The sequence below is a fragment of the Pedobacter sp. Leaf41 genome, assembly GCF_001422545.1.
GTDB lineage: Bacteria > Bacteroidota > Bacteroidia > Sphingobacteriales > Sphingobacteriaceae > Pedobacter.
In genome coordinates this window covers 977,161-1,002,783 of sequence record NZ_LMLE01000001.1, presented here as the reverse complement: position 1 = coordinate 1,002,783, position 25,623 = coordinate 977,161, and the positions used below count along the sequence as shown (strand labels likewise).

Here is a 25,623-nt window from a genome sequence, read left to right as displayed (position 1 = left end):
ATAAAAAATCCCTGCTTTAGAAACTACTTAAGCAGGGATTTTTTTTGAGCATTATTCTGATGGATTGTTAAGAGACTTGCGGACGAGGCGATATCCTGTTGATGATTTCATCGATCGCATCTGGATCGATAGCCACATTTTTAGATGCACACCACTTCTCATTTTTATTATCTAACCAGATACAAAAAGAATGGTAGCCATCTAAAACAACGGCATAAGTTTCATGAAAATCATCTTGAATACGCATGCAAAATCCTTTAAAAATCTTGCCTCTAACAATGAATTGCAGGGTGGAATAATTTTCTAACATGGCTCATTATATTTTTGGTTAAGTTACAACAATGTATTAATGAGAATGTTTCGCTAATTTAAAGGAATTAACAAATAATTTTAAAGCTTCGAAGAAAGTGTTAACCTATGTTTAACATGTTCGAATATCCTTTGGCTATTAAACGTTTTTTTGATGGTAAATATATCTCACACTGAAGATTTAAAATTGTTTTTCCTCGCTTCACAATTGATGTTTCGGCAACAACCTCGTCTCCTTCTTTCGCAGGGGCAAAGTAATCGATATAATTATTTACGGTAGTGTAACGATCATTTAAACCCATAGTGTAAACTGTTGCACCAATTAAATCATCAATAATTCCAGCGGTAACGCCGCCATGCAAAATTTGGTAAGGATTAGTCATCTCCTTACGAATGGTATATTGGCATACCAGAATACCATTTTCAGCTTTGATTAAAACCGGCGCCAACCAATTCATAAAATTCGATGGTGAATTAGAGATCACCTTGCCAATAGATTGTCTTAGAAAATTTAATCGTTGCTCACTTACTGATGGTTCCATGTTTATGTAGGTTATATCAAGCCAAGATGGATGAAGTAAATATAGCAATGGAAAAGCGATGTTTAAGATGGAAAGCCCATTTTTTTCTCTCTCCACAAATATTTAAGAACGTCATTCCTACATGATCAATATTACATTTTCCATTACCCATTTCCTATTCGTCATTTTCCGATCCTCAAAAAGGCACAATCACTTTAATGCTCATATTTCTGCCCATATTATAAATTCCAGAGCGGCCATTGGGTGATGATTCATAATACTCGAAATATTTTAACCGATTTAAGTGCGATTGGTAGGCAATATTGAAAACATTATCCGCCTGAATAAAAATATCCAATACTGTTCTCCCTGACTTAGCTTTTATAGAGGAACCAATGCCAGCATTAATTAAAGTATATCCTTTCGTAAAAGTCTCAGTATCATCAAGTGCATAAAACTTATTTTGTTCTGTAAATATTGCTGCATCAATTTTAAAATATGGTTTATCCAAAAAACCGATATTCTTTTGTGCTGTCAATTTTATTTCAGATCTGATTTGCAATGGTGGGATAAATGGTAAATATTTTGCTGCTTTCCCATGTAAATTCAATAAAGTTTCATTTTTATTTAAGCCTACTACATAAGCAACACTATTGTTAAAGGCAAACCATTTTAATGTTGATGGGTGTATGTTTATAGCTAACTCAGCACCATACAAACGGGCTTTCGATTGCTGATATTGATAAGTTAAATTCCCGGGAACAATAACCACTGCATTTCCATTATCATCCGTTAAACGCGATTGATAGATGTAGTTTTGAATGTTGTTGTTGAATAGTTCCATGCTAATATCTACATCTTTTAAATAGGCACTAATGCCAATATCCTGCTGAAGATTAAACTCTGGCTTAAAAGTTCTGTTTCCCAAATAAACAATGTGTGCGCCAGGATCTAAACCATTTGAACCAATTTCAGTAATATTGGGCGCTCTATATCCTCTTGCTAAATTTGCCTTGATTAAAAATTTATCTGATAGATTATAGGTTAATCCTAAACTCCCAGAAAAGCCATAATAATTCTTATTAAATGATGGGAACTGCAAATTAGCGCTAGCATCATTCACATCAGATTTTTGCCCAAAACCAGTTAAAACATTCGTTCCGACATAGAAATCACTCCAATTAATATTTCTCCTATCAAGCCTCACGCCACCTGAAATATCCAATTTCCCAAAAGACTTTTTAGCGAAATAAAATGTTCCGATATCAAACAAGTCATAATCTGGAATAGGGAAATCTGTAGCATCTTTACTGCGATTAGTTTGGTACATCCCATTGATACCTAAAGTACTTTCAATTCCGCCAAAATCCGGGAGGTTGTATTTTATATCATAGTTCAAAGTGTTCAAAACCACATATAGTCCAGCTTGATCCGGGATCGTTGGATGATTATATTCTCTTCTTACACTTTGCTGTCCACCAACTAATATGTTTAAATCACTATTTGCAAACTTAAATTGACTGGCGTTATAAAAACGGAAATGCTGAATATGCTGATGTAAAGGATTTATAGTGTAGGTCTTTAAGTCATCTGAAGATACGATAGGTCTGTTTTTAATATCGTCTCCATCATCAAAAATTTGCCTCGTAAAGCTACGAGTGGTAGAATCTCTGCTCCCATCCGGAATCTCCATAAGGTTATCGTAGTAAGTAATAGCCGTTTTAGAATAACCCCAGTCTTTATCTACTCTCGCACTTGCTGAAAGATTATATTCTCTAAATGCAGTTCCATAAACATACCCATCAACCTTGTTGTAATAATTATGGGTCGCCTTACCTGTAGCACGCAAAGTATATTTCCAGTCATTTTTGATGTAAGCTAAACCCAGTGACGAACCAAACATTCCATTATTGCTTTGAAAGTTAGTGGTAAAATCACCTTTCAACTTGCCATCTTCGAAATTTGGCGTATAAGGAATCATGTTAATTACCCCTGCCAAAGCATCAGATCCATATGTTAAACTCGCCGGACCTTTCACCACTTCAGCCCTCACGATTCCATATTCATCAACCTCAATTCCATGTTCATCACCCCATTGCTGGCCTTCCTGACGCAAGCCATCGTATAAAGTTAATACCCGGTTGTAGCCAAGTCCGCGTATAAAGGGTTTAGATACATTTGGCCCCGTAGTAACCGCGGTTACACCCGGAACACCCTTTACAATCGCTTCGATTAGGTTTGTATTTACATTCTGATCCATTGTTTTTTTAGACAAGACCGCAATCGGCACCGGGCTTTTTCTTAACGATGTTGCTCGGTTTACACCCGTTATCACCACATCGCTGAGGTTCGATTCAGTCTCCGATATTTCTACATTTAAATGCAGTGTATCATTTAGTACTTGGGCTTTTATCCGCTTAGCTTGATAATTAACCCCCGAAAACTGCAATTCAACTGGACCACTTTGAACATTGCTAATTTGATACCAACCCGCTTGATCGGTTTTTGTGGATTTATTGGTTCCAACAATTTTAACATTAATATTCTCCTGTACTTTTCCTTTTGATGAAACCTTACCTGTGATTACATTTTGGGAATAGCTATTGGAAAATGTGCAAGCAATTAAAATAAGTAGTATGGCTATTTTCATGGAATGATATTATCTAAATATATTTTTAGGCAAATCTAAATTTATTTTTAAATATATCAAATAATAAATTTTGGCAAACGAACGTTAAAGCAATTATCATGAAAATGCAATTTCGTTGCAAATAATAGCAAATGCAACATAATTGCTTTTATATTTGACTGGTAAACTTATGCTGATGAAAAATTTTAAAACGATAAATCTTGATAAACTGGGTATAACTGCTTCTACTGTCTGCGCTGTTCATTGTGCGATTCTCCCTTTTGTATTTACGCTTCTACCTTTGTGGGGATTAGAGTTTTTAGCCACTCCAGCATTAGAAATTTCGATGATTCTTCTTTCACTATTTATTGGCGTATGGGCTTTAAGTAAATCATATCGAAAAATTCATTACAACTTCTATCCGATATTAATTTTAGCACTCGGTTTTGGCGCCATACTTTTGGGGCATTTTTCAGGCATCGAAACATTAGAACCCATTTTAATTCCGCTTGGCGGATTTACAATTGCTGGAGCACATTTCTTCAATTTAAAATTAACAAAAAGCTGTAAGCACATCCATCAATAAAACCATTAACTATATTGTAACTATCCTATTTAAACAATTTACCTACTAGAAAAGGAATATATATTTGTACCATGGAAAGAAAAATAAAACTACTTTTTGTTGCTGCACTTTCTTTCATTTGCACCCTAAACCCTGCTTGCAAGCACGGCACCGATAATGCACAAGAACTTTATCGCCGCTACGCAATTAAAAACATTCAGGTAATAAAAAAATCGAAATAAATATGATCAGTATTCAATCGCTAACCCATAACTACCATAACGGCCCTACTTTAAAATTTCCAGATTGGGAAATACTTAATCAAGAACAGTGGTTGTTATTAGGTGCATCGGGAAGTGGGAAAAGCACTTTGTTAAACATCATTTCAGGTTTACTGAAACCACAAAATGGCAAAGTAAACTTAAACGAAACCGATCTCTACAGCTTATCTCAAAAAGAAATGGATCGTTTCAGAGGACAAAATATCGGCATTATATTTCAAAAACCTCACTTAATTAAAAGTCTAAATATATTCGATAATGTGGCTTTGGCTTCCTCTTTGGCGGGAGTAAAAATTAATCAATCAAGAGTAATGGATCTGCTTTCTTCGTTAGGCTTAGAAGATAAAACAAAAAACTATCCTGAAGAATTAAGTCAAGGCCAACTACAAAGAGTTTCTATCGCACGGGCATTAGTAAACAAACCCGCTTTGTTGATTGCTGATGAACCAACATCTAGTTTAGATGATGAAAATGCTGATAATGTACTTAAAATTTTGACTCAACAGGCTGCCGAAAATCACGCTTCGCTGGTTATTGCCACACACGATAGAAGAGTAAAAGATAAACTTAACAAGGAATATTTATTGTAATGAACATACTAAGGCTAAGTACAAAAAACCTATTAAGGAATAAGCTCACCACGTTTCTAAATATTATATTGGTGGCATTTGGTGTAGCCATTTTAACTATCCTTTTTTTGGCATCTACACAAATTGGAGATAAGCTGGAACAAAATGCGAAAGACATCGATTTAGTCGTTGGCGCTAAAGGAAGTCCGCTTCAATTAATTTTAAGTAGCATTTACCATATCGATTTTCCAACCGGCAATATTCCGTTAAAAGATGCAACCGAACTGATGCAAAACCCAATGGTTAAACGAGCAGTTCCTTTGGCTTTGGGAGATAACTTTCAAGGACATAGAATTGTGGGTACAGATTCGGGATTTGTTAGTTTGTATGGTTTAAAATTGGTTGCAGGAAAGTTTTGGTCGAGAGATCTAGAAGCAACAATCGGTAGCGGTGTGGCGGCAGAAGCGCATTTAAAAGTGGGAGATAAATTTTTCGGCGCACATGGTTTAAGTGATGCGAGCGACGAACACAAACACCATGCATACACCGTGACAGGAATTTTGCAAGCGCAGGGAAACATTACGGATAACTTGATATTAACCAATATTGGTAGTGTCTATAAAATGCATGAACCTGATCATGATGAGCACGAAGCGCAAAAAGAAGCAGAAATTAGCAACAAGGAAATCACCTCCATCCTTATTCAATACAGGTCGCCGATGTCGGTTGTCATTTTTCCAAGAATGGTAAACCAAAGCACCAATATGCAGGCTGCATCACCGGCGATGGAAAGCGCAAGATTGTTTTCGCTAATTGGTGTGGGGATAGAGACTTTAAAATGGTTCGCTTTATTGATCATGGCAATATCAGCCTTGAGCGTTTTTATCAGTTTATACAACGCAATGAAAGAGAAAAAATACGACCTGGCAGTTATGCGTTCTTTGGGTGCTTCTAAAGCAAAATTATTTTTCTTGGTGATGCTGGAAGGTTTGCTAATTACGGTAAGTGGCGCCATTTTAGGATTGTTCATCGGACACTTAGCATTACACATGATCGCTCATTATCAAGAATCATCGCAAGCCAGATTAACAGGATTATACTTTGTAACTGACGAACTTTACCTCATTATTGCCGGTTTAGTTATAGGCGTGGTGGCCTCTATTTTGCCAGCCATCCAAATATATCGAGTTGATATCGCTCAAACACTTTCAAAAGAGAAATAATGAAAAAAATAGTAATCATCACCCTCTTATTTATTGCGGCGCTTGAGTTAAATGCACAGGTGAAAGTGCATAAAGATATGCGTACCAAAAATTGGAATTTAATTGGGATGAGATATGAAAAGCAGGTTGAACCATTAAAATGGGCAAGTATCTTTCCGCCAGAACTGATGGCACTCAACAACAAAATCATAGAATTGCCCGGTTATATCTATCCAACCAAAGTGGGATCTAAGTTTTCAGAATTTCTTTTATCTATCGTTCCGATAGAGTCATGCCCCTTTTGTGGAACGGGCGATATTCCATCAATGATAGAGGTTAAAATGACCGCCCCACTCCCATTTACCGAGAAATCCATCAAAATACAAGGTAAATTTGTGATCAATAACTCTGGTGATAATCGATCAGAATTCTTTTTGTTGGGTGCAAAACTGGTAAAATGAGAAATGGATTAATAATTTTAATGCTTCTGGGGGTTCATATAGCATCGGCCCAAACTAAAAACCATAACAGCAAAGATCAATTAAGATCATTGAATTGGGATGTAATTGGATCGGTGAAATTCGAACTAACGGAGAAAAATGAGTTATTGCCTATTTATGTTGAAAACATCACCAGATTTAAGAATAAAATGTTTGATTTGCAAGGATATATAATTCCGATAAAAAATAGCCAAAAGCATCAAAAATTTTTATTGGCAACTTTACCCATAAATCAATGTTATTTTTGTGGACAGAACGGTGTTCCTATAATGGTGATGATAGAAATGGAAAATGCTATAGCATTTACTGATAAACCCATTAGGGTTAAAGGCATTTTAAAGTTAACTAATGATAATGCCACTTACCAACCACCAGTTTCTATTGTAAACGCGAAGTTGATTATTTAAAAATAAGGTTATGAATACTATTGAAGCACAAGCCTACGAGAATTTATTGTTGAAAAATGGTTTGAAAAGAACCGGCGCTCGATTACAAGTGCTGGATGTGCTTACTCATCGAAATTCAGCCACATCTCAACCCTACCTGGAGAATGTAATTGGGAAGGATATCGATCGGGTTACCTTATACAGGATTTTAAAAACTTTTGAAGAAAAGGGGATTATCCATCGGGTATTAGATAAACAAGGAACGGCTAATTATGCCATTTGTTCCAGTTCATGTACAGAAAATCACCATCATGATGAACACGTTCATTTCAATTGCAATAACTGTTTAAGGGTTTATTGCCTTGATGATGTTAAAATCCCATCATTGAAAATAGAGAAAGGGTTTAAAATTGAGGATATGAATCTGATTGTTTCGGGAATTTGCAAAGATTGTAATCAAGCTAATTAATTAGTTTTTAAAGCTTTAAAAACGAGCTAAAAAAATCAATAGAAATAATTAAAATATATTTTTGCTTATTAGATAGAACTTCTATATTTGCAACTCGTTACAAAACGGGCCTCGGTAGCTCAGCTGGATAGAGCGTCGGTTTTCTAAACCGAGGGTCAGGGGTTCGAGTCCCTTCCGGGGTACAATTTAAACCTTCAACTTTAAAGAGTTGAAGGTTTTTTATTTACCAGCCTTCTATCATCTAATTCGATTTTTTTTACTAAATTTGTTAGTATTGAAAAGATCAGGAAGTGCAGATTTACCTTTACATTACGGCCAGGTACCACTTTGGTTGGCGCAGCGCATGGCGAAACTTGGCTTGGCTATTACAGAATCTATTTTGATGGAGTATGGAAAAGCTGAAGTAATTCGAAGACTGAGTAATCCATTTTGGTTTCAAAGTTTGGGTGCGGTGATGGGAATGGATTGGCATTCGTCAGGCATTACCACATCTGTTATGGGCGCTTTAAAGAAAGCAATTAACCCACTCTCCAAAGAATTAGGGATTTACATCTGTGGTGGAAAAGGTAAGTTCAGTCGAGAAACGCCAAATGAACTGTTAAGAATTGCAGATCAAATAGGTCTTAACGGAACGGAGTTGGTAAGAGCCAGTAAATTGAGTGCCAAAGTAGATAATACAGCTATTCAAGATGGCTTTCAGTTGTACCTACACAGCTTTATTTTAAGCAACGATGGCGATTGGGCGGTCGTGCAGCAAGGCATGAGCAACGAAAGCTCAACTGCTCGGCGTTATCATTGGCATTCAGAAAACCTAAAGTCGTTTGTTGACGAACCGCACACCGGAATTTGCGGTATTAATCAGGGGCAGATTCTGAATTTAACTTCGAGCCACGCAAATATTACCAGGCAAACGATGATGGAGATTACCGAAGAATCTCCAGTGAAAATGATTTCAGAAATTCAAAGGTTAGTGATGCCGAAACATCATGACCTGAAATCGAAGGATGTTGACTTGAAAAGATTAGGCAGCATATTATGGCTGGCGCAAGACAAGCAACCAGCAGATTTTGAAGAATTACTTTTATTGGAAGGAATGGGCCCACGAACCTTGCAATCATTAGCTTTGGTAAGCGAGATAATTTATGGTACCCCGTCACGTTTTTCCGATCCTGCAAGGTATTCATTTGCTCATGGCGGCAAAGATGGTCATCCATTTCCTGTTCCGGTAAATGTATATGATGAAACCATCAGCGTACTTCAAAATGCAGTTGAAAAAGCTAAAATCGGAAATACAGATAAACAACAAGCTATTAAATCTTTACATCAAATCGCTCGGAACGCAGAAGCGAATTTTGTCCCAAATATGGATTTCGATAAAGTAATTGCAAAAGAAAGAGCTGAAAGCTGGAAATATGGAGGGAGAACTATTTTTGGAAAAGAGAAACCACCCAAGAATGACCAGCTAAGGTTGTTTTGACAGATGCTGAAAGAATGACGGAGGCAATAAACATAATGATATAGATGCTGAAATGAATTACCATTGACGTTTTTAACTTTCCGTCATTGCCTGCGGTAGGCAGGCGATCCCGATTTTATTGGAAGCAATCTCATCTGTTGTATTATTTTTATTAAGGGAGTTGCTTCGTGCCTCGCAATGACGACCGTTTTTAACGTCATTTATATTGATTTTTATGAAATAAATCACCTCTCAGCATGACGAAAGTTCGATGTCCATTCCGTGAATTCAGTGTTTCCGTGGCAAAAAACTAGCTTTGACAAAGTTTCAATCTTCCACGAAAAAAGGTCGCGGCTTTCAATACGACTAAAAATAATCACTGCTTAAAGAGATTGCCACAGCCGATGAAAAATTGGCTTCGCAAAGACGACTACTCTGCAAAAAAGGTCGCGGCTTTCAGTACGACTAAAAATAATGACTGCTTAAAGAAATTACCACCGCCCATGAAAATTGATCTCTCAAAGACGAAGCTGTAAACAAAAAAGGTCGTGGCTTGCACCACGACCCTAAAAATATAAAAATTAAAAACCTGTTAACTAAGCATAAGCTACAGCATCTCTCGATGCCAGTTTTGTAGTTCCCATCAAGTATTCGTCTACTTTACGAGCGGCTTCTCTCCCTTCGGAGATTGCCCAAACTACCAAGGATTGACCCCTGCGAACATCACCAGCTGCGAAGATCTTCGCAATGTTAGTTTGATAAGTATGTTCTGAAGCTTTTACATTCCCTCTATTATCCAATTCGATACCAAGCTTTTCGAGTAAACCTTCTTTTTGTGGATGCAAGAAACCCATGGCCAAGAAAACCAATTCACATGGTAAATCTCTTTCTGTACCAGCCACTTCTTTAAATGAAACGGGACGTCCAACAGCATCAATTTCCCACTCTACATCTACTACTTTTAATGCTTTCAAATTTCCGTTTTCGTCAGCAATAAAATTTTTAGTATTAACCGACCAAGCTCTCTGGGCACCTTCTTCGTGAGAAGAAGTGTTTTTCAAAAGCATTGGGTAATTTGGCCAAGGCATATTTTCTGTTCGTGTTTGCGGCGGCATTGGCATAATTTCAAACTGAGTTACCGATTTAGCACCATGTCTATTCGAGGTTCCGATACAGTCGGAGCCTGTGTCTCCACCACCAATCACAATTACATTTTTACCATTAGCCAAAATATCTTCAGCAATAATTTCTCCGTTTGCGACACGTTTGTTTTGCTGCTTTAAGAAATCCATGGCAAAGTGAACCCCTTTTGCCTCACGACCAGGAATTGTCAGATCACGAGGAATGGTTGAACCTCCAGCCAGCACTACCGCATTGAAATCTCTTAAAAGCGTACTGATTTCTACGTTCACACCTACATTGGCATTTGTTCTGAAGATTATTCCTTCTTCTTTCATCAAATCAATGCGGCGATCGACCACATTTTTCTGTAGTTTAAAATCCGGAATACCATATCTTAATAAACCACCAGGTGCATCATCACGTTCGAAAACCGTTACTTCATGCCCAACCTTATTAAGTTGAGCAGCAGCGGCTAAGCCTGCAGGACCTGAACCGATAACGGCAACTTTTTTGCCTGTTCTGATTAATGGCTTTTTCGCCTTGATAAAACCCTTTTCAAACGCAATCTCTATAATATGCTTTTCAATTTCCTCAATAGAAACTGGCGGACGATTGATACCTAAGACACATGCAGATTCGCATGGTGCCGGACAAATTCGACCGGTGAATTCAGGGAAATTGTTAGTGCTTAATAAAATTTCCGCTGCCTGCTCCCATTTACCTTGATAAACGGCATCGTTAAATTCTGGAATCACATTACCCAGGGGACAACCTGATTGGCAAAACGGAACGCCGCAATCCATACAACGGGCAGCTTGATTGTTTAATTCTTGTGCGGGTAATTCATTTAAAAATTCCCCATAATGTTTTACACGAGTTTTAGCCTCTTCTCTTGTGGGCGCAACTCTATCGTATTCTTGAAATCCTGTTACTTTTCCCATGGCTTAGTGTGTTTTTACTTGTTGATTACGTTTTGCTAAAACTGCTTTGTATTCTTTAGGGAATACCTTTACAAAATGATTGGACTGTGTTTTCCAATCGCTTAAGATAAATTCGGCTACTTTACTATCAGTCAAACGGATATGCGTTTTAAGTAAAGCGAGAATTCGTTGTTCATCTTCAGTTTGTAAGGGGTCAAGATCGACCATTTCTTTATTGCATTTACGGGCAAAAGTTCCTTTGGCATCATATACCCAAGCCACACCTCCGCTCATTCCCGCCGCAAAATTACTTCCAGTATCACCAAGAATCAGCACTTCACCACCTGTCATGTATTCACAACCGTGATCTCCAACGCCTTCTACAACTGCGGTAGCACCCGAATTACGAACTGCGAAACGCTCACCAGCTTTACCACGGGCGAACAACTCACCAGAAGTTGCACCATAAAGCGCTACGTTACCAATGATGATATTTTGCTCTGGAATGAAAGTTGAATTTGAAAAAGGATAAATGGCTAAACGAGCACCAGACAAACCTTTACCCACGTAGTCATTTGCTTCACCTTCTAAAGATAATGTAACTCCCCGGGTATTAAATGCACCGAAACTTTGTCCTGCCGAACCTACAAACTTGAAGTTGATGGTATCGGGCGGCAAACCTGCTCCCAAATGTACTTTAGAAATCTCGTTAGATAACATAGTTCCTAATGAACGATCAGTATTTTTCACGTTAAAGCTCGCAAAAACAGGCTCATTATTGGTAATTGCAGGTTGTGCAGCCGCTATTAATTGATGATCTAAAACGTGTGTTAAACCATGATCCTGCTCTTCAGTATTGAATAAAGGCAATCCATTATCTTCCGCTTTAAAAAGAACTGCGGAAAGATCTAGATACTTTAATTTCCAATCTTCTTCTGGTAATTCCCTAACCTTTAAAATATCGGCTTGTCCAATCATTTCATGAATGGTTCTGAAACCAAGTTCAGCCATAATCTCACGTAATTCTTCAGCGAGGAAATGGAAAAGATTCACTACGTGCGCTGCATCACCACTAAATAATTTTCTTAACTCCGGGTCTTGTGTCGCCACACCAACCGGGCAAGTATTTAAATGGCATTTACGCATCATGATACAACCAGCAGTAACCAAGGCAGCGGTAGCTACACCCCATTCTTCAGCACCTAACAAAGCTGCAATAGCAATATCTCTACCTGTTTTTAGTTGTCCATCAGTTTGCAGAACGATGCGGTTACGCAATCTGTTTTTAACCAAAGTCTGGTGCGCTTCTGCCAAACCAAGTTCCCAAGGTAAGCCAGCATGTTGAATAGAAGTTAATGGCGATGCACCTGTACCCCCATCAAAACCTGAAACCAAAATAACATCAGCATGTGCTTTAGCTACACCTGCAGCAATGGTTCCAACTCCAGCTTTAGATACCAATTTAACATTGATTCTGGCAGCACGATTGGCATTTTTCAAATCATAAATCAGCTGCGCTAAATCTTCGATTGAATAAATATCGTGATGCGGAGGCGGAGAAATCAAGCCTACGCCTGGTGTAGAGTGGCGCACTTTTGCAATCCAATCATCCACTTTGTGACCTGGTAATTGACCACCTTCTCCAGGTTTTGCACCTTGAGCCATTTTAATCTGCAGCTCATCAGCATTGGTTAAATAATAACTGGTTACGCCAAAACGAGCAGATGCAACTTGTTTAATGGCAGACCTCATGCTGTCTCCATTTTCCATTTTTGTATAGCGCATTTCATCCTCACCACCCTCGCCAGTATTGCTTTTACCACCAATGCGATTCATCGCGATAGCTAAAGTAGAGTGTGCCTCGTGGGAAATCGAGCCAAATGACATTGCTCCAGTTGCAAATCTTTTTAAGATTGCCTCGGTAGATTCTACTTCATTTAAAGGAACCGATGGTCGGGTATAATTAAAATCAAACAATCCACGGATGGTATAAGCTTGTTGTGTTTGCTCATTTACCAGCTTTGAATATTGTTTAAAAATATTGTAATCGTTTTTACGTGTCGCGTTTTGCAACAGGTGAATAGTTTGAGGGTTAAACAAATGTGCCTCACCTCTACGACGGAATTTGTAAGTTCCTCCTGCCGGCAATAAATTCTCAGTTTGTGTTGCTGGCCCGAAACTGCGGTGATGTTTAATCAAAGTTTCTTTTGCTATTTCATCTAAGCCTAAACCACCAATACGAGAAACTGCTCCAGTGAAATAAGTGTTTACTACTTGTTTATTCAGACCTAAAATTTCGAAAATTTGCGCACCTTGGTAAGATTGCAAGGTAGAGATTCCCATTTTAGAGAAAATCTTAAGCAAGCCACTATTTACCGCGTAGATGTAATTTTTTGTTAATTGCTCTGCTGATAAACCAGATTCTTCTTGAAAACCATTGATTGTTTCTAAGGCCAGATATGGATTTATAGCCGTAACGCCGAAACCTAACAAAGTAGCAAAATGATGAACTTCCCAAATATCTCCACCCTCAATTACAATACCTACAGCGCCACGATACCCTTTCCGAATTAAGTGATGATGTACTGCCGAAACAGCCAATAAAGATGGCATTGCAGCATGTTCAGAATCTATTGCTCTATCGGTTAACACGATCACCTGAAAACCATCTTCTACAGCATCAACAGCATAACGGCATAAACGATCTAAAGCTTTTGCCATTGCACCTGGTTTCCCGTCTGCCCTAAAATAGGTTTGCAATGTTTTTGCTTGAAAAACCCCGGTATCAATACTTCTTAATTTCTCTAACTCTTGATTAGTTAAAATGGGATGTTTGATGGCAACACAATGTGATTGCAAAGGATTTTCCTCTAACAAGTTACCATTGCTACCCATGAAGCTAGCTAAACTCATAACCACTTTTTCCCGGATCGGATCGATTGGCGGATTAGTTACTTGTGCAAAAAGCTGCTTAAAGTAGTTTGATAAATGTTGTGGACGTTTTGATAAAATTGCAAGTGGCGTATCTGTCCCCATTGAACCGATTGGCTCCTTAGCCTCAACAGCCATTGGTTTCAACAACAAATCAATGTCTTCTCTGCTGTAACCGAAAACCTGCTGATATTTAAAAATAGATTCTTCAGATAGTCCCGTAAACATTACACGTGGTTCAGGCAACTCTTCTAAACGAATTTGATATTGGTTAATCCAGTCAGCATATGGGCTTTTGCTACAAACCTGAGTTTTAATCTCTTCATCACTAATAATTCGTCCCTGCTCCATATCCACAACGAACATTTTACCAGGTGTTAAACGACCTTTTTCAATAATTGTGCTCTGGTCGATTGCTAAAGCACCTGCTTCAGAACCCATAATTACACGATCATCAGAAGTGATGGCATAACGCGACGGGCGTAAACCATTGCGATCCAACGTAGCGCCAATTAATTTACCATCTGTAAACGCAATTGCTGCTGGTCCATCCCAAGGCTCCATTAAAGTAGCATGGAATTCGTAGAACGCTCGTTTTACGGGATCCATATCCTCATTGCCATCCCAAGCTTCAGGAACTAACATCATCAATACATGAGGCAAAGTCCTTCCAGCATGAAGCAATAATTCAATAACATTATCTAAACAACCTGAATCTGAGTTAGTTTCATCGATCACCGGCAACAACATATCCAGTTCTTCTGGTGTAAAATAGGCAGATGCAAAAGATTTCACCCCCGCCCTAAACCAGTTTAAGTTTCCTTGTAACGTATTGATCTCTCCATTGTGTGCTATAAAGCGGAATGGCTGAGCTAATCTCCATGATGGAAAAGTATTGGTTGCAAAACGTGAGTGAACTAAGCCTAAGGCAGAAACCACACGTTTGTCGCTTAAATCATTAAAGTAAGTACGAACCTGTAAAGAAGTAAGCTGACCTTTGTAAATGATAGTTTGGGCAGAAAGGGAAACGATATAAAAATCTTTACCACCATGAACCGTATTTACGATTAGCTTAATGAGGTAATTTTTAAAAATATAAAGCTTGCGCTCAAAATCAGCACCGGGATTAACTGTGTACGGACGACCGATAAAGACCTGCTCAATTTCAGGTTCTACAGAAAGCGCCATGTTGCCGATATCAGTAGTATCTACATCAACCTTTCTAAATCCTAAAATCTCCAGACCAAGTTTCTCTGCAGCACGGTAAATTAGCTCACGGCATTCTTCTCTTGATCTGATATCCTTTGGCATAAACAATTGACCCACACCATAATTATTGGTTTCGGGTAAGCTAAAGCCAGCTTTTAAACATTCATCATAAAAAAATTCGTGGGGAATTTGAATCATTATACCGGCACCATCGCCCGTATTTGGTTCTGCTCCACATGCCCCTCTATGATCTAGATTTTCTAAAATAGTAAGTGCATCGGAGATGATTTGATGCGATTTTCGCCCTTTCACATGCGCAACGAACCCAATACCGCAGGCATCGTGTTCAAATTGCGCATCGTACAATCCACTGTTTGGTTCCATTCTTTGCTCGTTAGTTGTTAGTGTATAGGAAACACTAAGATACAAAAAACGAATTTTAAATTACAGAGTTGTTATGCTTTTTAGAATTATTTTAGTTTAAAAGCAAATATCGACATATTATTTGCGAAATAATTAATTTTAAAAGTAATTATTTACGGATTTGATAATTTGAATTTTCTGCTAAATACACGTGTTCATCAGCCCTTATCCTACAAAAACGATTTACCACAGAAAATCATATATGAAAATAATATTTACTTATAAATATTTACAATCACTTGTTGCTTATTATCTATTGTCATGTTCAGGTAATTCAGCAGCTGGATTTAAATGGAGTATTGCGCAGCGCTGCCCCTCGCTTAATTTTATTTTGGTATGAATCAGTGAGATAGCCTAAATGACTAAAAATTTAAAAAAATGCATTTTGCAAAACAACAACTTTTTCTACCTTTGTGGCGGGCAAGTCTTTTACGACCAGCTCCCTTTGAACTCCCCCAGGATGGGAACATAGCAAGGGTAGAAGGTTGTAGCGGTGCGATAGAAGGTGCTTGCCCTTTTTTTCTTTTCCCTTAATCCCCTGAAGGGGGAATTAAATTCTTCAGGGTTCAATTTTGAAACTCAAATACTTAAGAATTTATAACCATGAAATTTTTTATTGACACAGCAAATCTTGATCAAATCAAGGAAGCACATGATTTAGGCATTTTAGATGGCGTAACCACTAACCCAAGCCTAATGGCGAAGGAAGGCATCACTGGCGAAGAAAATGTAATTAACCACTACAAAGCCATTTGCGATATCGTTGAAGATAATGTAAGTGCAGAAGTGATCTCGACTACCTTTGATGAAATCGTTAAAGAAGGTGAAGCACTTGCTGCTTTAAACCCAAAAATAGTTGTTAAAGTTCCGATGATCAAAGATGGTGTTAAGGCAATTAAATATTTCTCATCGAAAGGAATTAAAACAAATTGTACTTTAATATTCTCTGCCGGACAGGCATTATTAGCTGCTAAAGCTGGCGCAACTTATGTTTCTCCATTTTTAGGCCGTCTAGATGATATTTCTAGCGATGGCTTACTATTGATCGAAGATATCAGAACAATTTTTGATAATTACGGTTACGAAACTCAAATCTTAGCAGCATCAATCCGCGGACCGTTACATATTGTTAACTGTGCTAAATTAGGTGCAGATGTAATTACAGCTCCATTAGCTGCGATTGTTGGTTTACTAAAACACCCATTAACTGATAGCGGTTTAGCTACTTTCTTAGCAGATCACGCGAAGGCAGCAGGCAAATAAGCTTGGAGTGTTCAGTCGAGAGTCTGAAGTCTAAAAAAAGTCCTAAGCATGGAGTTTAACTCTTACTTAGGACTTTTTTATTTTTACTCATCTCTAGAGAGACACGAGAAATATCAGTTTTTGGGTTGTGTACCTAGGAAGCGCCGACCTACAAAGCGAACTAAAAACTTCCAACTTTAAACTCTAAACTCAAAACTTCCTTCACCTTATCGTAACTAATCTGCTCGTCGGGCTCAATTAGAATACCCTTCACTCCTGCCCCATTTGCGGACTCTACATCTCTTGGCTTATCTCCAATCATTACCGATTGAGCAGGATCAATGTCATACATATCAATAGCATCCAGAATCATTCCAGAGGCAGGTTTGCGACATTTACATTCCCCGCCAACAGTTGGATGGTGTGGACAGTAATAAAACCCGGCAATATCAGCGCCTTTTGCCACAAAAGCATTTCTCAACATTTGATGCATAATTGCCAGCTCTTGCTCGCTATACCTTTTTAATGCAATACCGCCTTGATTTGTAATTACAATAAGCAGAAAGCCTTCATCATATAATCTCTTTAGTACGGGAATTTGATACTCTAGGATCTTAAAATCTTCAACACGACAGATGTAATCATAAATTTCGTGATTTAAAACGCCATCACGGTCTAGAAAAATAGCTTTATTCATTTAAATTCGGGATTGGAGACTCCAGCTTAACTGAATTATCTCTAGTAAAATTGATTTGCTAAAATATATAAAATATAATAATCAAGTGTATAACTTATATCGATTGAACTTCAAACTGATGGAAAAATCGGCCAGCAAAAAATAAATTCATCAAACATCAAACTTTTTATTTTCTCAGGGGTTATCTATATAATTCACATTATACTAATCTTTTACAGATTAATTTGTTTGGTTTAAAAAAGGGATTTATGGATATAGATCCCTTTTCTTTTAAGCAAAAATTATTTACTTTATATTAGCTTTTTAAATCAATCACTTCCTGAAACCAGATGAACAGAAAAAAATTCCTTTCCTCTTTTATTGCAGCTGCTACCGTCATTCCCATTTTTAAAAGCTTCGGCAATAGTATTGAAAGCAAAACTTCATCATTTAAGATACCACCATATTTAAATCAAGGCGATTGGATTGGAATAACAAGTCCGGCTGGTTTTATCACTACGGAACAAGTGCAGCCTTCAATTTTGCAAATGCAAAGCTGGGGTTTCCAAATAAAAATAGGTGAAACAATTGGAAAACGCGATTTCACTTACGGCGGCACAGATGAGGAAAGATTGAAGGATTTCCAAACGATGTTGGACGACCCCAAAATAAAAGCCATCATGTGTGCCCGGGGCGGATATGGCTTCGTCAGAATTATAGATCGACTAGATTTTTCATCATTTAAAAAAAATCCAAAATGGATTATCGGATTTAGCGACATTACTGTTTTACATTGCCATCTAGCCAAGAACTATGGTATTGCTTCTATCCACTCCAAAATGTGTAACAGTTTTCCAGATGATTGGACGAAAGCAGAACCCATTCAGATCGAAACTATCTTATCTATAAAAAACGCTTTAATTGGAGCGTCAATGGGCTATTTAGCTCCTGCAAACATGAATAATAAATCAGGAAGCGTAGAAGCAGTTTTAGTTGGTGGAAATTTGAGTATTATTGAAACACTTTCTGGAAGCGATTCCGATTTGGACACCAAAGATAAAATTCTCTTTATTGAGGATACAGGCGAATACCTTTACAGCATCGATAGGATGTTATGGAACTTGAAACGTAGCGGTAAACTAAAAAACCTCAAAGGTTTGATTATTGGAGGTTTCAAAGTTAAACCAGATGATACTGGCGAAGAGTTTGGCAAAACTATTTATGAGATAGTGTTGGAGAAAGTTAAAGACTACAACTACCCAATCGCGTTTGAATTCCCTGTAGGGCATCAACGAAATAATTTCGCACTAAAATGTGGCGCAAAACATAGCTTGAGAGTTACTGAAAAAGGAACTACCCTTCAAAGCCTTTAATAATTTTAAGATATCGCAGTAGCATTCTCAGAGATTCTAACGCATAAACTAAACCGTTTTCACTTCATCTTCACTGTAATCTTTGATATCGGTGATGTAACCGTTAACTAAGAGAAAATCAAAAAGTGGCTTTGCCTCAGGCGTAACAGGCATATTCGAAGTTGTAATTACTTCATTTGTTTTTTTATCTAGAAACGGATAAGCGAATAAACGAACATTTGTATTGAACATGTCGTTAACATAGCTCAATAACTGACCAGAATAATTTTCACCTTTAAAATTTGTAGAGTTAAAAACAAACTTCAAGTTGTTAATGTTGGTAGCTAGGCCGACACTTTTTGGCTTACAACGAGCCAAATACTTAGCTAACCGATTATGACGAGTGAAATTTGAAACGATCACAATATTTCCAGTATCGCACATTTCTTGCGTACGTTTAGCAACCGATTCTAAATCAATATGATCTGGAGTTTCTTGTTCATCCGTTAAAACATTGGTTAATAAAACCTCAATCATAACAGCAATATTTCCCTCTTCTACTTTATTGGTTCGTTTAAATTGCTCGGTTGCCTTGTTAAATAGATTGAAATTGGGTAATGATTTCTGGCCATATTTGGTTCGTAAAATCATAATGTCCTTTTTGTACAATAAATCTTTAGCCTGACGTGGGTGTGTATCTGCGTCAAAGATAGCTGCCGCAGAAAAATCTTTCATAATCATGTATAAATTAAGTAAGATATTATCTACCCCAGGAAATGCCGGGCCCTTAACAGAGATTAAATCTATTTCAACCGAACCGATCGTTAAATTATCAGCTAAAGATTCAACCATTAATTTTGGATCTTCATTAAGATAGAAAGCTGCATAAACTAAATTAACGCCAATAATACCAAGCACACGCTGTTGCATATTTACATCGGTATCAAGCAAGCGGACATGGAAAAATATTTCATTTGGAGCACCACCAGGCTCGTTTTGGAAACGAAGTCCTACCCAACCGTGAGGTTCATTTGTACGTTTATAATTTAGTGTGGTAACCGTATCGGCAAAAGCAAAAAATGTTCTACTTTCATATTTTTCGCCAGATAATCTTTCGTTAAGTAGGCCAAATTCATGATCGAGCATTTGCAAAAGTCTATTCTGGCTTACATAACGACCATTAGTTTCAGCACCATAAATCGCATCGCTGAAAGTCATATCATAGGCCGACATCGTTTTCGCAACGGTTCCGGAAGCTGCACCAGCGTTGAAGAAGTTCCTCGAAACTTCTTGTCCTGCACCAATTTCGGCAAAAGTACCGTATATCCTTGGGTCAAGATTAATCTTAAGTGCTTTACGTTTAGTATCCAGAATTTCTCTTTCCATGCCGCAAAAGTACAAAAAAATGATGTTAGGCTAACTTGATGTTTTAACTTAAAATCAATCTAAATATAAAAAATAAGGTTAACGTCATCCAACGTTAACCTTATAAAACCTAAACCTAAACTATTATGAAAAACCCTCTTTCGAGAATATTTTTTTCTACGATACTACAATTTCTTTGTGTTGTAATTTAGTATCGTCTTTTTTGCCAATGTTAATTACCAAAATACCGTCTTTATATTCTGCCGTAATTTTTTCACCATCTGCAGTTTCTGGCAAATTAAATGATCTGGCAAACGAGCTGAAATCAAATTCTTTACGGGTATAATCTTTAGCAACCTGTGTTTCGTCTCTTTTAACTTCTGCCCAAACAGAAAGCGTATCTTTTTTTAAATTGATTTGAAAATCTTCTTTCTTCAAACCTGGTGCCGCCAACTCAATCACATATGCAGTCTCATTTTCATGAATGTTCACGTTTGGCGATTTATCAACCATTTTGTTTTTACTTACTGCTTCACTAAACAATGAATCAAAAACATTGTTAAAGTAAGGTGCTGTGTTGCGGGTTCTGTTGTTAAAATTTACAAGTGTCATATCTTTAATTTTATTTTTTTAATCTTATATCAGTCCTTATTCAACTTACATACCAAACCAAATTTTTATGATTTTTAAGACATTTTGGCAAAATAAATCGAAATCAAAAGACAAATTGTCAGAAATACGTGATTTTTCCGACAAATTCAACTATAAAACTAACATCCATCTTCGTTTTGTTGATTTTGATTTAATGGGCCATGTGAATAATTCTGTCTATTTTACCTACTTGGAAATTGCCAGAACTAAGTATTGGGAAGAAATTGTAAAGTGGGATTGGAATAAAACTGGAATCGTCATTGCCCATGCTGAAATAGATTATATTCTGCCGATTGTGATGAATGATAAAATAGCTGTTCATGTGAAAACATCACGAATTGGCAATACAAGCTTTGACTTAGAGTACCAAATTGTAAAACTAAAGGGAACCGAGGAAGTAATTTGCAGTAAAGGAAAAACAGTTTGCATAGCCGTTGATCCTAATACAAAAAGACCAACTACAATACCTGAGGCTGAAAAGCAAAAAATGTTGACTTTTGAGCAGCTAATTTGATATATCGCATGCTTTAGCAATTAAATTCAATGGTAACTATGCATTCATTGTTGCTATGAATGAGATTGTTCATTCAAAATAACCGATTTTTTCTGGAAATAAGATAACGAAACGACTAAACATTTTTCCTCCTGAACGGAGGAAGTGATTAACTTTCTAATCAGCAAATACTACCTTGTTTTATAAAAAAATTGGCCGCTTAGCATTCCATTTTCGACGGTAAATTTTCCATTAAAAAGCATATCTTTGCGCAAAGATGAAGCATATACGTAATTTTTGCATTATTGCACATATCGACCATGGCAAGAGCACTTTGGCTGATAGGTTATTAGAATATACAGCGACAATTTCGCAGCGTGAAGCGCAGGCGCAATTGCTCGATAATATGGATTTGGAGCGTGAGCGAGGCATAACGATTAAAAGTCATGCCATACAAATGAACTATAAGGTTGGAGATATTGAATATAACTTTAACTTGATTGATACCCCGGGACACGTCGATTTTTCTTATGAAGTTTCGCGTTCTATTGCCGCTTGTGAAGGCGCTTTATTAATTGTAGATGCTTCGCAAGGGATACAAGCACAAACCATTTCGAATTTGTATCTGGCTTTAGAACACGATCTCGAAATTATTCCAATCTTAAACAAAATGGATTTGCCTGGGGCGATGCCTGAAGAAGTTAAAGATCAGATTATTGATTTAATTGGCTGTAAACGCGAAGATATTATTCCTGCATCGGGTAAAACTGGCTTAGGGATTCCCGATATTATTCAAGCCATTGTAGATCGTGTTCCAGCACCTGTTGGCGATCCTGAAGCGCCGTTACAAGCCTTAATTTTCGACTCGGTTTTTAACTCTTTTAGAGGAATAATCGCTTATTACAAAGTGGTAAACGGCGAGATCAAAAAAGGCGACAAAGTTAAGTTTATTAATACAGGAAAGGAATATCTTGCTGATGAGGTAGGAATTTTAAAACTAGATATGGCGCCAAGGAGTGTGGTTAAAACCGGAGATGTGGGTTATATCATTTCAGGGATAAAAGAAGCCAGAGAAGTAAAAGTTGGTGATACCATTACAACAACTGCAAGACCATCTTTAGATGCAATTCAAGGTTTTGAAGAAGTTAAACCAATGGTTTTCGCTGGGATTTATCCTGTTGATACAGATGAGTTTGAAGAACTTCGTGAAGCAATGCATAAGCTACAGCTGAATGATGCATCTATCGTATTTGAACCTGAAAGTTCGGCAGCCTTAGGCTTCGGTTTCCGTTGCGGATTTTTGGGTATGTTGCACATGGAGATCATTCAAGAGCGTTTAGAGCGTGAATTCGACATGACGGTTATCACTACCGTTCCTAACGTATCCTACATCGCTCATACTACAAAAGGAGATGAAATTTTTGTAAACAATCCTTCAGATCTTCCTGATCCGAGCAAACTGGATTCTGTTGAGGAACCATTTATCAAAGCCAATATCATTACTAAAGCCGATTTTGTCGGACCGGTAATGTCACTGTGTATTCAGAAAAGAGGAACAATTGTAAATCAATCCTACTTAACCTCCGATCGGGTTGAACTGGTTTTCGAAATGCCAATGGGCGAGATTGTATTCGACTTTTATGATAAATTAAAAACCATTTCAAAGGGCTACGCATCTTTCGATTATCACCAGGTAGGTTACCGCAAATCAGATTTGGTTCGTTTAGATATGTTAATTAATGATGAACCGGTTGATGCCCTTTCTTCACTCATTCACAGAAGTAACGCTTACGATTTCGGAAAGAAAATTTGCGAGAAATTAAGGGAGTTAATCCCTCGTCAACAGTTCGAAATTAAAATTCAAGCTTCTATTGGCGCAAAAGTGATCGCTCGTGAAACACTAAGTGCTTTGCGTAAAGATGTTACCGCTAAATGTTACGGTGGTGATATTTCCCGGAAGCGTAAATTATTGGAGAAACAGAAAAAAGGTAAGAAACGCATGCGCCAGGTTGGAAACGTAGAGATTCCCCAATCAGCATTTATGGCAGTTTTGAAATTGGATTAAAATTAGATATGAGATAATAGGCATGAGACGTTAAACATTTGTTCGATCTCAGATCTCAAATCTCATTTCTCACATCTCTTTAAGAATGAAATTATTAGACGGCAAATACGTATCAGAAAAAGTTAAAGTTCAGATTGCAAAGGAAGCTGCAGAGTTTTTAAATACCAATGGACGCAAACCACACCTTGTTGCCATTTTAGTGGGCAACGATGGCGGAAGCGAAACCTATGTGGCCAGTAAGATGAAAAACTGCGAAAAGGTGGGTTTCAAGTCTTCACTTCACAGGTATGATAATTCGGTAACTGAGGCTGAATTATTGGCTAAAATCGAAGAAATTAATCAAGATGCTGATGTCGATGGATTAATTGTTCAGCTCCCTTTACCAAAACATATCGACCCTGAGAAAGTTACGGAAGCTATTGATTACCGTAAAGATGTAGATGGTTTTCATCCGGTAAACTTGGGCAGAATGATGCGTAATCTACCCTGCTTCATCCCTGCTACACCTTATGGAATTTTATTGATGTTACAGGAATGTAACATTAATACCTCTGGGATGCATTGTGTAGTAGTAGGGAGAAGTAACATTGTTGGTAGTCCGATGAGTATTTTAATGGCCCGTAACGCAAACCCAGGCAACTGCACAGTTACGCTTACACACTCCCGCACTAAGGATTTAAAAGAACAGGTTTTACAAGCCGATATTATTATTGCGGCAATTGGTAAAAAGAACTTCATCACCGCCGACATGGTAAAACCCGGTGCGATAATTATTGATGTGGGCATCAACCGTGAAACATCTACCGAAACGAAATCTGGTTTCAAATTATATGGAGATGTAGATTTCGAAAACGTAGCGCCCATTTCATCTTACATTACACCTGTTCCAGGCGGAGTCGGTTTGATGACGATAGTAGGTCTATTGCAAAACACTTTAGCATCAGCTAGGAAAGAAATTTATCAATAAGCTCGAGGGTTAAAGCATAAAGGAAAAAGCAATTCAATTTTTGAATTGCTTTTTTTACGTAAACTAATTTTTATTTATACGTAAAGCATTATATGTTATAAATATTTCAATTATGGATGCGAAATTAACTCCAAGCTTCAATGATGATGTGGTTGCAAAGGCTAAGAAGTACGCAACTGATAATAATATTAGTCTTTCGCGGCTAGTTGAACACTTATTGATACAGGTTACGGCTAGTGACTATAAATCATTTAGAAGATTATCCAATTTCTGATTGGTTGAGTATGGTTGCAGAGGACGAAGTTGAATACAAAAAAAACGGGGAAAGCCAACAGAAAAACATCAAAAGATGAATTCTTCTCTTCTAAAAAGTAATTGATGAAGATATTTTTAGGTGCTAATATACTTGTTCTGTATTAAACAAGGAATTTACTCTATTTACTTACTCTTCAAGAATTTTGAGTTTGGCATCTCATCCAAAATTCGAGGTTTACACCTCAACTCTTTGCCTGGCTATTGCGTTTTACTTTGCCGAAAAAAACATAAATCCCAATTGGCGAAACATAAAATTGATTTGCTTTGTCAGCATATAAAAATAGTAGAAAACTCGGCCAAAGGTGTTTTAAATACTTTATCAAACAAATTTATTCACGATATTGAAGATGGCTTAGAGTACTATGCTGCAGAATCTGTCCAATGTAAATGCATCATTACAGAAGATGTTGAAGGTTTTTATTTCGCTGAAATAGAAGTTGTAAATTGTCAAGAGTTTTTTAAAAGGTATTTGTTGCAAGAGAAAGGATGAATGAACAAAGAATAAAGATGAGTGCTGAAATTACAATACGCTCAAAATCCTTGTTCATTGCTCCTTATTCTTTGCTCTTTCAGCTCCAAAGTTTACTCCACCAGCTTTCTTCAAAACCAACATACAAGCCATCTTCTCTTAACTCACTTGGATAAATATCAATATAATCGCCCTGACCCTCTGCACCTCTTCCGTTTTCCAAACTATATTCATAGCGATGTATCGGACAGATCAAATGACCATTTTTGCACCAACCACCAGAAAAGTGACCGCCAGCATGTGGGCAAGAAGATTGGGTTACCACAATTTTTTCTTCATTATTGATCACGCAGAGTTGTTTGCCATTAACCTCAAGCGTTTTTATTGAATTGGCATTGGGGATTTGATTAATATTTAGTGCTTTGAACCACTTCATCCAGCTAAAATAACTATTTAAATATCAGTCTTATTTCATCTTTACATTAATTTTTAAAAGAGAAATCGCTACACCATATTTTTTTAAGATATTTGCATCC

24 protein-coding genes, 1 tRNA gene and 1 other RNA gene are annotated in these 25,623 nt (G+C 37.3%); 17 read left to right on the top strand and 9 right to left on the bottom strand.

Annotated features, from left to right (window positions below; translation table 11 throughout):
- Positions 1-67 precede the first annotated feature (67 nt).
- From ASE92_RS04270 to ASE92_RS04260, 3 genes are all read right to left on the bottom strand, one after another.
- Positions 68-247, bottom strand: a complete 180-nt coding sequence (locus tag ASE92_RS04270; RefSeq protein WP_157255629.1) for a hypothetical protein — start codon at positions 245-247, stop codon at positions 68-70.
- A gap of 163 nt (positions 248-410) precedes the next feature.
- Entirely contained in the window at positions 411-851 is a 441-nt protein-coding gene (locus ASE92_RS04265; protein ID WP_056848821.1) for a PaaI family thioesterase, read from the bottom strand.
- Between the two features lie 175 nt (positions 852-1,026).
- Positions 1,027-3,480, bottom strand: coding sequence for a TonB-dependent receptor domain-containing protein (locus ASE92_RS04260; protein ID WP_056848820.1), 2,454 nt, complete (start codon positions 3,478-3,480; stop codon positions 1,027-1,029).
- A gap of 175 nt (positions 3,481-3,655) precedes the next feature.
- On the opposite strand from ASE92_RS04260, the gene ASE92_RS04255 reads away from it, so the two are divergent.
- The 9 genes from ASE92_RS04255 to ASE92_RS04220 all read left to right on the top strand — a co-directional run bounded on the left by ASE92_RS04255 (position 3,656) and on the right by ASE92_RS04220 (position 8,908).
- Positions 3,656-4,045, top strand: coding sequence for a MerC domain-containing protein (locus tag ASE92_RS04255; protein ID WP_056848819.1), 390 nt, complete (start codon positions 3,656-3,658; stop codon positions 4,043-4,045).
- Positions 4,046-4,116: 71 nt separating this feature from the next.
- Positions 4,117-4,266, top strand: a complete 150-nt coding sequence (locus ASE92_RS21080) for a hypothetical protein (RefSeq protein ID WP_157255628.1) — start codon at positions 4,117-4,119, stop codon at positions 4,264-4,266.
- A 2-nt stretch (positions 4,267-4,268) separates the two neighbouring features.
- Positions 4,269-4,895: an ABC transporter ATP-binding protein gene (locus tag ASE92_RS04250; protein ID WP_056848818.1), complete on the top strand. Its 627-nt coding sequence runs from the start codon at positions 4,269-4,271 to the stop codon at positions 4,893-4,895.
- On the top strand, positions 4,895-6,097 hold the full coding sequence (locus tag ASE92_RS04245) for an FtsX-like permease family protein (protein WP_056848817.1): 1,203 nt from the start codon (positions 4,895-4,897) through the stop codon (positions 6,095-6,097). The genes ASE92_RS04250 and ASE92_RS04245 overlap by 1 nt, the downstream gene beginning before the upstream one ends.
- Complete coding sequence (locus tag ASE92_RS04240; RefSeq protein ID WP_056848816.1) at positions 6,097-6,537, top strand: hypothetical protein; 441 nt, start codon at positions 6,097-6,099, stop codon at positions 6,535-6,537. The genes ASE92_RS04245 and ASE92_RS04240 overlap by 1 nt, the downstream gene beginning before the upstream one ends.
- Entirely contained in the window at positions 6,534-6,983 is a 450-nt protein-coding gene (locus tag ASE92_RS04235; RefSeq protein WP_235527278.1) for a hypothetical protein, read from the top strand. Before ASE92_RS04240 ends, ASE92_RS04235 begins: the two co-directional genes overlap by 4 nt.
- 10 nt (positions 6,984-6,993) lie before the next feature.
- Positions 6,994-7,431, top strand: coding sequence for a Fur family transcriptional regulator (locus tag ASE92_RS04230; protein ID WP_056848815.1), 438 nt, complete (start codon positions 6,994-6,996; stop codon positions 7,429-7,431).
- 108 nt (positions 7,432-7,539) lie between these two features.
- Positions 7,540-7,613, top strand: a tRNA-Arg gene (locus ASE92_RS04225).
- Positions 7,614-7,705: 92 nt separating this feature from the next.
- Positions 7,706-8,908: a DUF763 domain-containing protein gene (locus ASE92_RS04220; RefSeq protein WP_056849279.1), complete on the top strand. Its 1,203-nt coding sequence runs from the start codon at positions 7,706-7,708 to the stop codon at positions 8,906-8,908.
- A 575-nt stretch (positions 8,909-9,483) separates the two neighbouring features.
- On the opposite strand, the gene ASE92_RS04215 is transcribed toward ASE92_RS04220, so the two are convergent.
- Positions 9,484-10,950: a glutamate synthase subunit beta gene (locus tag ASE92_RS04215; RefSeq protein ID WP_056848814.1), complete on the bottom strand. Its 1,467-nt coding sequence runs from the start codon at positions 10,948-10,950 to the stop codon at positions 9,484-9,486.
- A gap of 3 nt (positions 10,951-10,953) precedes the next feature.
- Positions 10,954-15,453 (bottom strand): glutamate synthase large subunit, encoded by a 4,500-nt coding sequence (gene gltB / locus ASE92_RS04210; RefSeq protein WP_056848813.1) that lies wholly within the window; start codon positions 15,451-15,453, stop codon positions 10,954-10,956.
- A 457-nt stretch (positions 15,454-15,910) separates the two neighbouring features.
- On the opposite strand from gltB, the gene ffs reads away from it, so the two are divergent.
- Together ffs and fsa are read left to right on the top strand one after the other, a co-directional pair.
- An RNA gene (gene ffs, locus ASE92_RS20715) (signal recognition particle sRNA small type) lies at positions 15,911-16,010 on the top strand.
- Between the two features lie 85 nt (positions 16,011-16,095).
- Positions 16,096-16,755, top strand: a complete 660-nt coding sequence (gene fsa, locus ASE92_RS04205) for a fructose-6-phosphate aldolase (RefSeq protein ID WP_056848812.1) — start codon at positions 16,096-16,098, stop codon at positions 16,753-16,755.
- A gap of 160 nt (positions 16,756-16,915) precedes the next feature.
- On the opposite strand, the gene ASE92_RS04200 is transcribed toward fsa, so the two are convergent.
- Entirely contained in the window at positions 16,916-17,431 is a 516-nt protein-coding gene (locus ASE92_RS04200; RefSeq protein WP_056848811.1) for an HAD-IIIA family hydrolase, read from the bottom strand.
- A gap of 329 nt (positions 17,432-17,760) precedes the next feature.
- On the opposite strand from ASE92_RS04200, the gene ASE92_RS04195 reads away from it, so the two are divergent.
- On the top strand, positions 17,761-18,783 hold the full coding sequence (locus ASE92_RS04195; protein ID WP_056848810.1) for an LD-carboxypeptidase: 1,023 nt from the start codon (positions 17,761-17,763) through the stop codon (positions 18,781-18,783).
- Between the two features lie 48 nt (positions 18,784-18,831).
- On the opposite strand, the gene ASE92_RS04190 is transcribed toward ASE92_RS04195, so the two are convergent.
- Complete coding sequence (locus tag ASE92_RS04190; RefSeq protein WP_056848809.1) at positions 18,832-20,148, bottom strand: hypothetical protein; 1,317 nt, start codon at positions 20,146-20,148, stop codon at positions 18,832-18,834.
- 156 nt (positions 20,149-20,304) lie between these two features.
- Positions 20,305-20,739, bottom strand: coding sequence for an Hsp20/alpha crystallin family protein (locus ASE92_RS04185; protein WP_056848808.1), 435 nt, complete (start codon positions 20,737-20,739; stop codon positions 20,305-20,307).
- Between the two features lie 67 nt (positions 20,740-20,806).
- Between ASE92_RS04185 and ASE92_RS04180 the strand changes: the two genes are divergently transcribed.
- The 5 genes from ASE92_RS04180 (at position 20,807) to ASE92_RS21330 (ending at position 25,108) form a co-directional block, all read left to right on the top strand.
- Entirely contained in the window at positions 20,807-21,292 is a 486-nt protein-coding gene (locus tag ASE92_RS04180) for a thioesterase family protein (RefSeq protein ID WP_056848807.1), read from the top strand.
- Positions 21,293-21,548: 256 nt separating this feature from the next.
- Positions 21,549-23,336 (top strand): translation elongation factor 4, encoded by a 1,788-nt coding sequence (gene lepA / locus ASE92_RS04175; RefSeq protein ID WP_056848806.1) that lies wholly within the window; start codon positions 21,549-21,551, stop codon positions 23,334-23,336.
- Positions 23,337-23,421: 85 nt separating this feature from the next.
- Complete coding sequence (locus ASE92_RS04170) at positions 23,422-24,303, top strand: bifunctional 5,10-methylenetetrahydrofolate dehydrogenase/5,10-methenyltetrahydrofolate cyclohydrolase (RefSeq protein WP_056848805.1); 882 nt, start codon at positions 23,422-23,424, stop codon at positions 24,301-24,303.
- 112 nt (positions 24,304-24,415) lie between these two features.
- Complete coding sequence (locus ASE92_RS21075) at positions 24,416-24,577, top strand: DUF6364 family protein (RefSeq protein ID WP_157255627.1); 162 nt, start codon at positions 24,416-24,418, stop codon at positions 24,575-24,577.
- Between the two features lie 279 nt (positions 24,578-24,856).
- Positions 24,857-25,108, top strand: a complete 252-nt coding sequence (locus ASE92_RS21330) for a hypothetical protein (RefSeq protein WP_056848804.1) — start codon at positions 24,857-24,859, stop codon at positions 25,106-25,108.
- A gap of 79 nt (positions 25,109-25,187) precedes the next feature.
- Here the strand turns inward: ASE92_RS21330 and ASE92_RS04160 are convergent, their stop codons facing one another.
- Positions 25,188-25,523, bottom strand: a complete 336-nt coding sequence (locus tag ASE92_RS04160) for a Rieske 2Fe-2S domain-containing protein (RefSeq protein ID WP_056848803.1) — start codon at positions 25,521-25,523, stop codon at positions 25,188-25,190.
- Positions 25,524-25,623: the final 100 nt, after the last annotated feature.

Excerpts from the sequence above, each read along its gene's own strand:
- ASE92_RS04170 (WP_056848805.1), top strand. The coding sequence starts at position 23,422 with ATGAAATTATTAGACGGCAAATACGTATCAGAAAAAGTTAAAGTTCAG.
- ASE92_RS21080 (WP_157255628.1), top strand. The coding sequence starts at position 4,117 with ATGGAAAGAAAAATAAAACTACTTTTTGTTGCTGCACTTTCTTTCATT.
- ASE92_RS04255 (WP_056848819.1), top strand. The coding sequence starts at position 3,656 with ATGAAAAATTTTAAAACGATAAATCTTGATAAACTGGGTATAACTGCT.
- ASE92_RS04200 (WP_056848811.1), bottom strand. The coding sequence starts at position 17,431 with ATGAATAAAGCTATTTTTCTAGACCGTGATGGCGTTTTAAATCACGAA.
- lepA (WP_056848806.1), top strand. The coding sequence starts at position 21,549 with ATGAAGCATATACGTAATTTTTGCATTATTGCACATATCGACCATGGC.
- ASE92_RS04180 (WP_056848807.1), top strand. The coding sequence starts at position 20,807 with ATGATTTTTAAGACATTTTGGCAAAATAAATCGAAATCAAAAGACAAA.
- ASE92_RS04245 (WP_056848817.1), top strand. The coding sequence starts at position 4,895 with ATGAACATACTAAGGCTAAGTACAAAAAACCTATTAAGGAATAAGCTC.
- ASE92_RS04185 (WP_056848808.1), bottom strand. The coding sequence starts at position 20,739 with ATGACACTTGTAAATTTTAACAACAGAACCCGCAACACAGCACCTTAC.
- fsa (WP_056848812.1), top strand. The coding sequence starts at position 16,096 with ATGAAATTTTTTATTGACACAGCAAATCTTGATCAAATCAAGGAAGCA.
- ASE92_RS04260 (WP_056848820.1), bottom strand. The coding sequence starts at position 3,480 with ATGAAAATAGCCATACTACTTATTTTAATTGCTTGCACATTTTCCAAT.
- ASE92_RS04265 (WP_056848821.1), bottom strand. The coding sequence starts at position 851 with ATGGAACCATCAGTAAGTGAGCAACGATTAAATTTTCTAAGACAATCT.
- ASE92_RS04270 (WP_157255629.1), bottom strand. The coding sequence starts at position 247 with ATGCGTATTCAAGATGATTTTCATGAAACTTATGCCGTTGTTTTAGAT.
- gltB (WP_056848813.1), bottom strand. The coding sequence starts at position 15,453 with ATGGAACCAAACAGTGGATTGTACGATGCGCAATTTGAACACGATGCC.
- ASE92_RS21075 (WP_157255627.1), top strand. The coding sequence starts at position 24,416 with ATGGATGCGAAATTAACTCCAAGCTTCAATGATGATGTGGTTGCAAAG.
- ASE92_RS04195 (WP_056848810.1), top strand. The coding sequence starts at position 17,761 with ATGAACAGAAAAAAATTCCTTTCCTCTTTTATTGCAGCTGCTACCGTC.
- ASE92_RS04160 (WP_056848803.1), bottom strand. The coding sequence starts at position 25,523 with ATGAAGTGGTTCAAAGCACTAAATATTAATCAAATCCCCAATGCCAAT.
- ASE92_RS04235 (WP_235527278.1), top strand. The coding sequence starts at position 6,534 with ATGAGAAATGGATTAATAATTTTAATGCTTCTGGGGGTTCATATAGCA.
- ASE92_RS04190 (WP_056848809.1), bottom strand. The coding sequence starts at position 20,148 with ATGGAAAGAGAAATTCTGGATACTAAACGTAAAGCACTTAAGATTAAT.
- ASE92_RS04250 (WP_056848818.1), top strand. The coding sequence starts at position 4,269 with ATGATCAGTATTCAATCGCTAACCCATAACTACCATAACGGCCCTACT.
- ASE92_RS04230 (WP_056848815.1), top strand. The coding sequence starts at position 6,994 with ATGAATACTATTGAAGCACAAGCCTACGAGAATTTATTGTTGAAAAAT.
- ASE92_RS04215 (WP_056848814.1), bottom strand. The coding sequence starts at position 10,950 with ATGGGAAAAGTAACAGGATTTCAAGAATACGATAGAGTTGCGCCCACA.
- ASE92_RS04240 (WP_056848816.1), top strand. The coding sequence starts at position 6,097 with ATGAAAAAAATAGTAATCATCACCCTCTTATTTATTGCGGCGCTTGAG.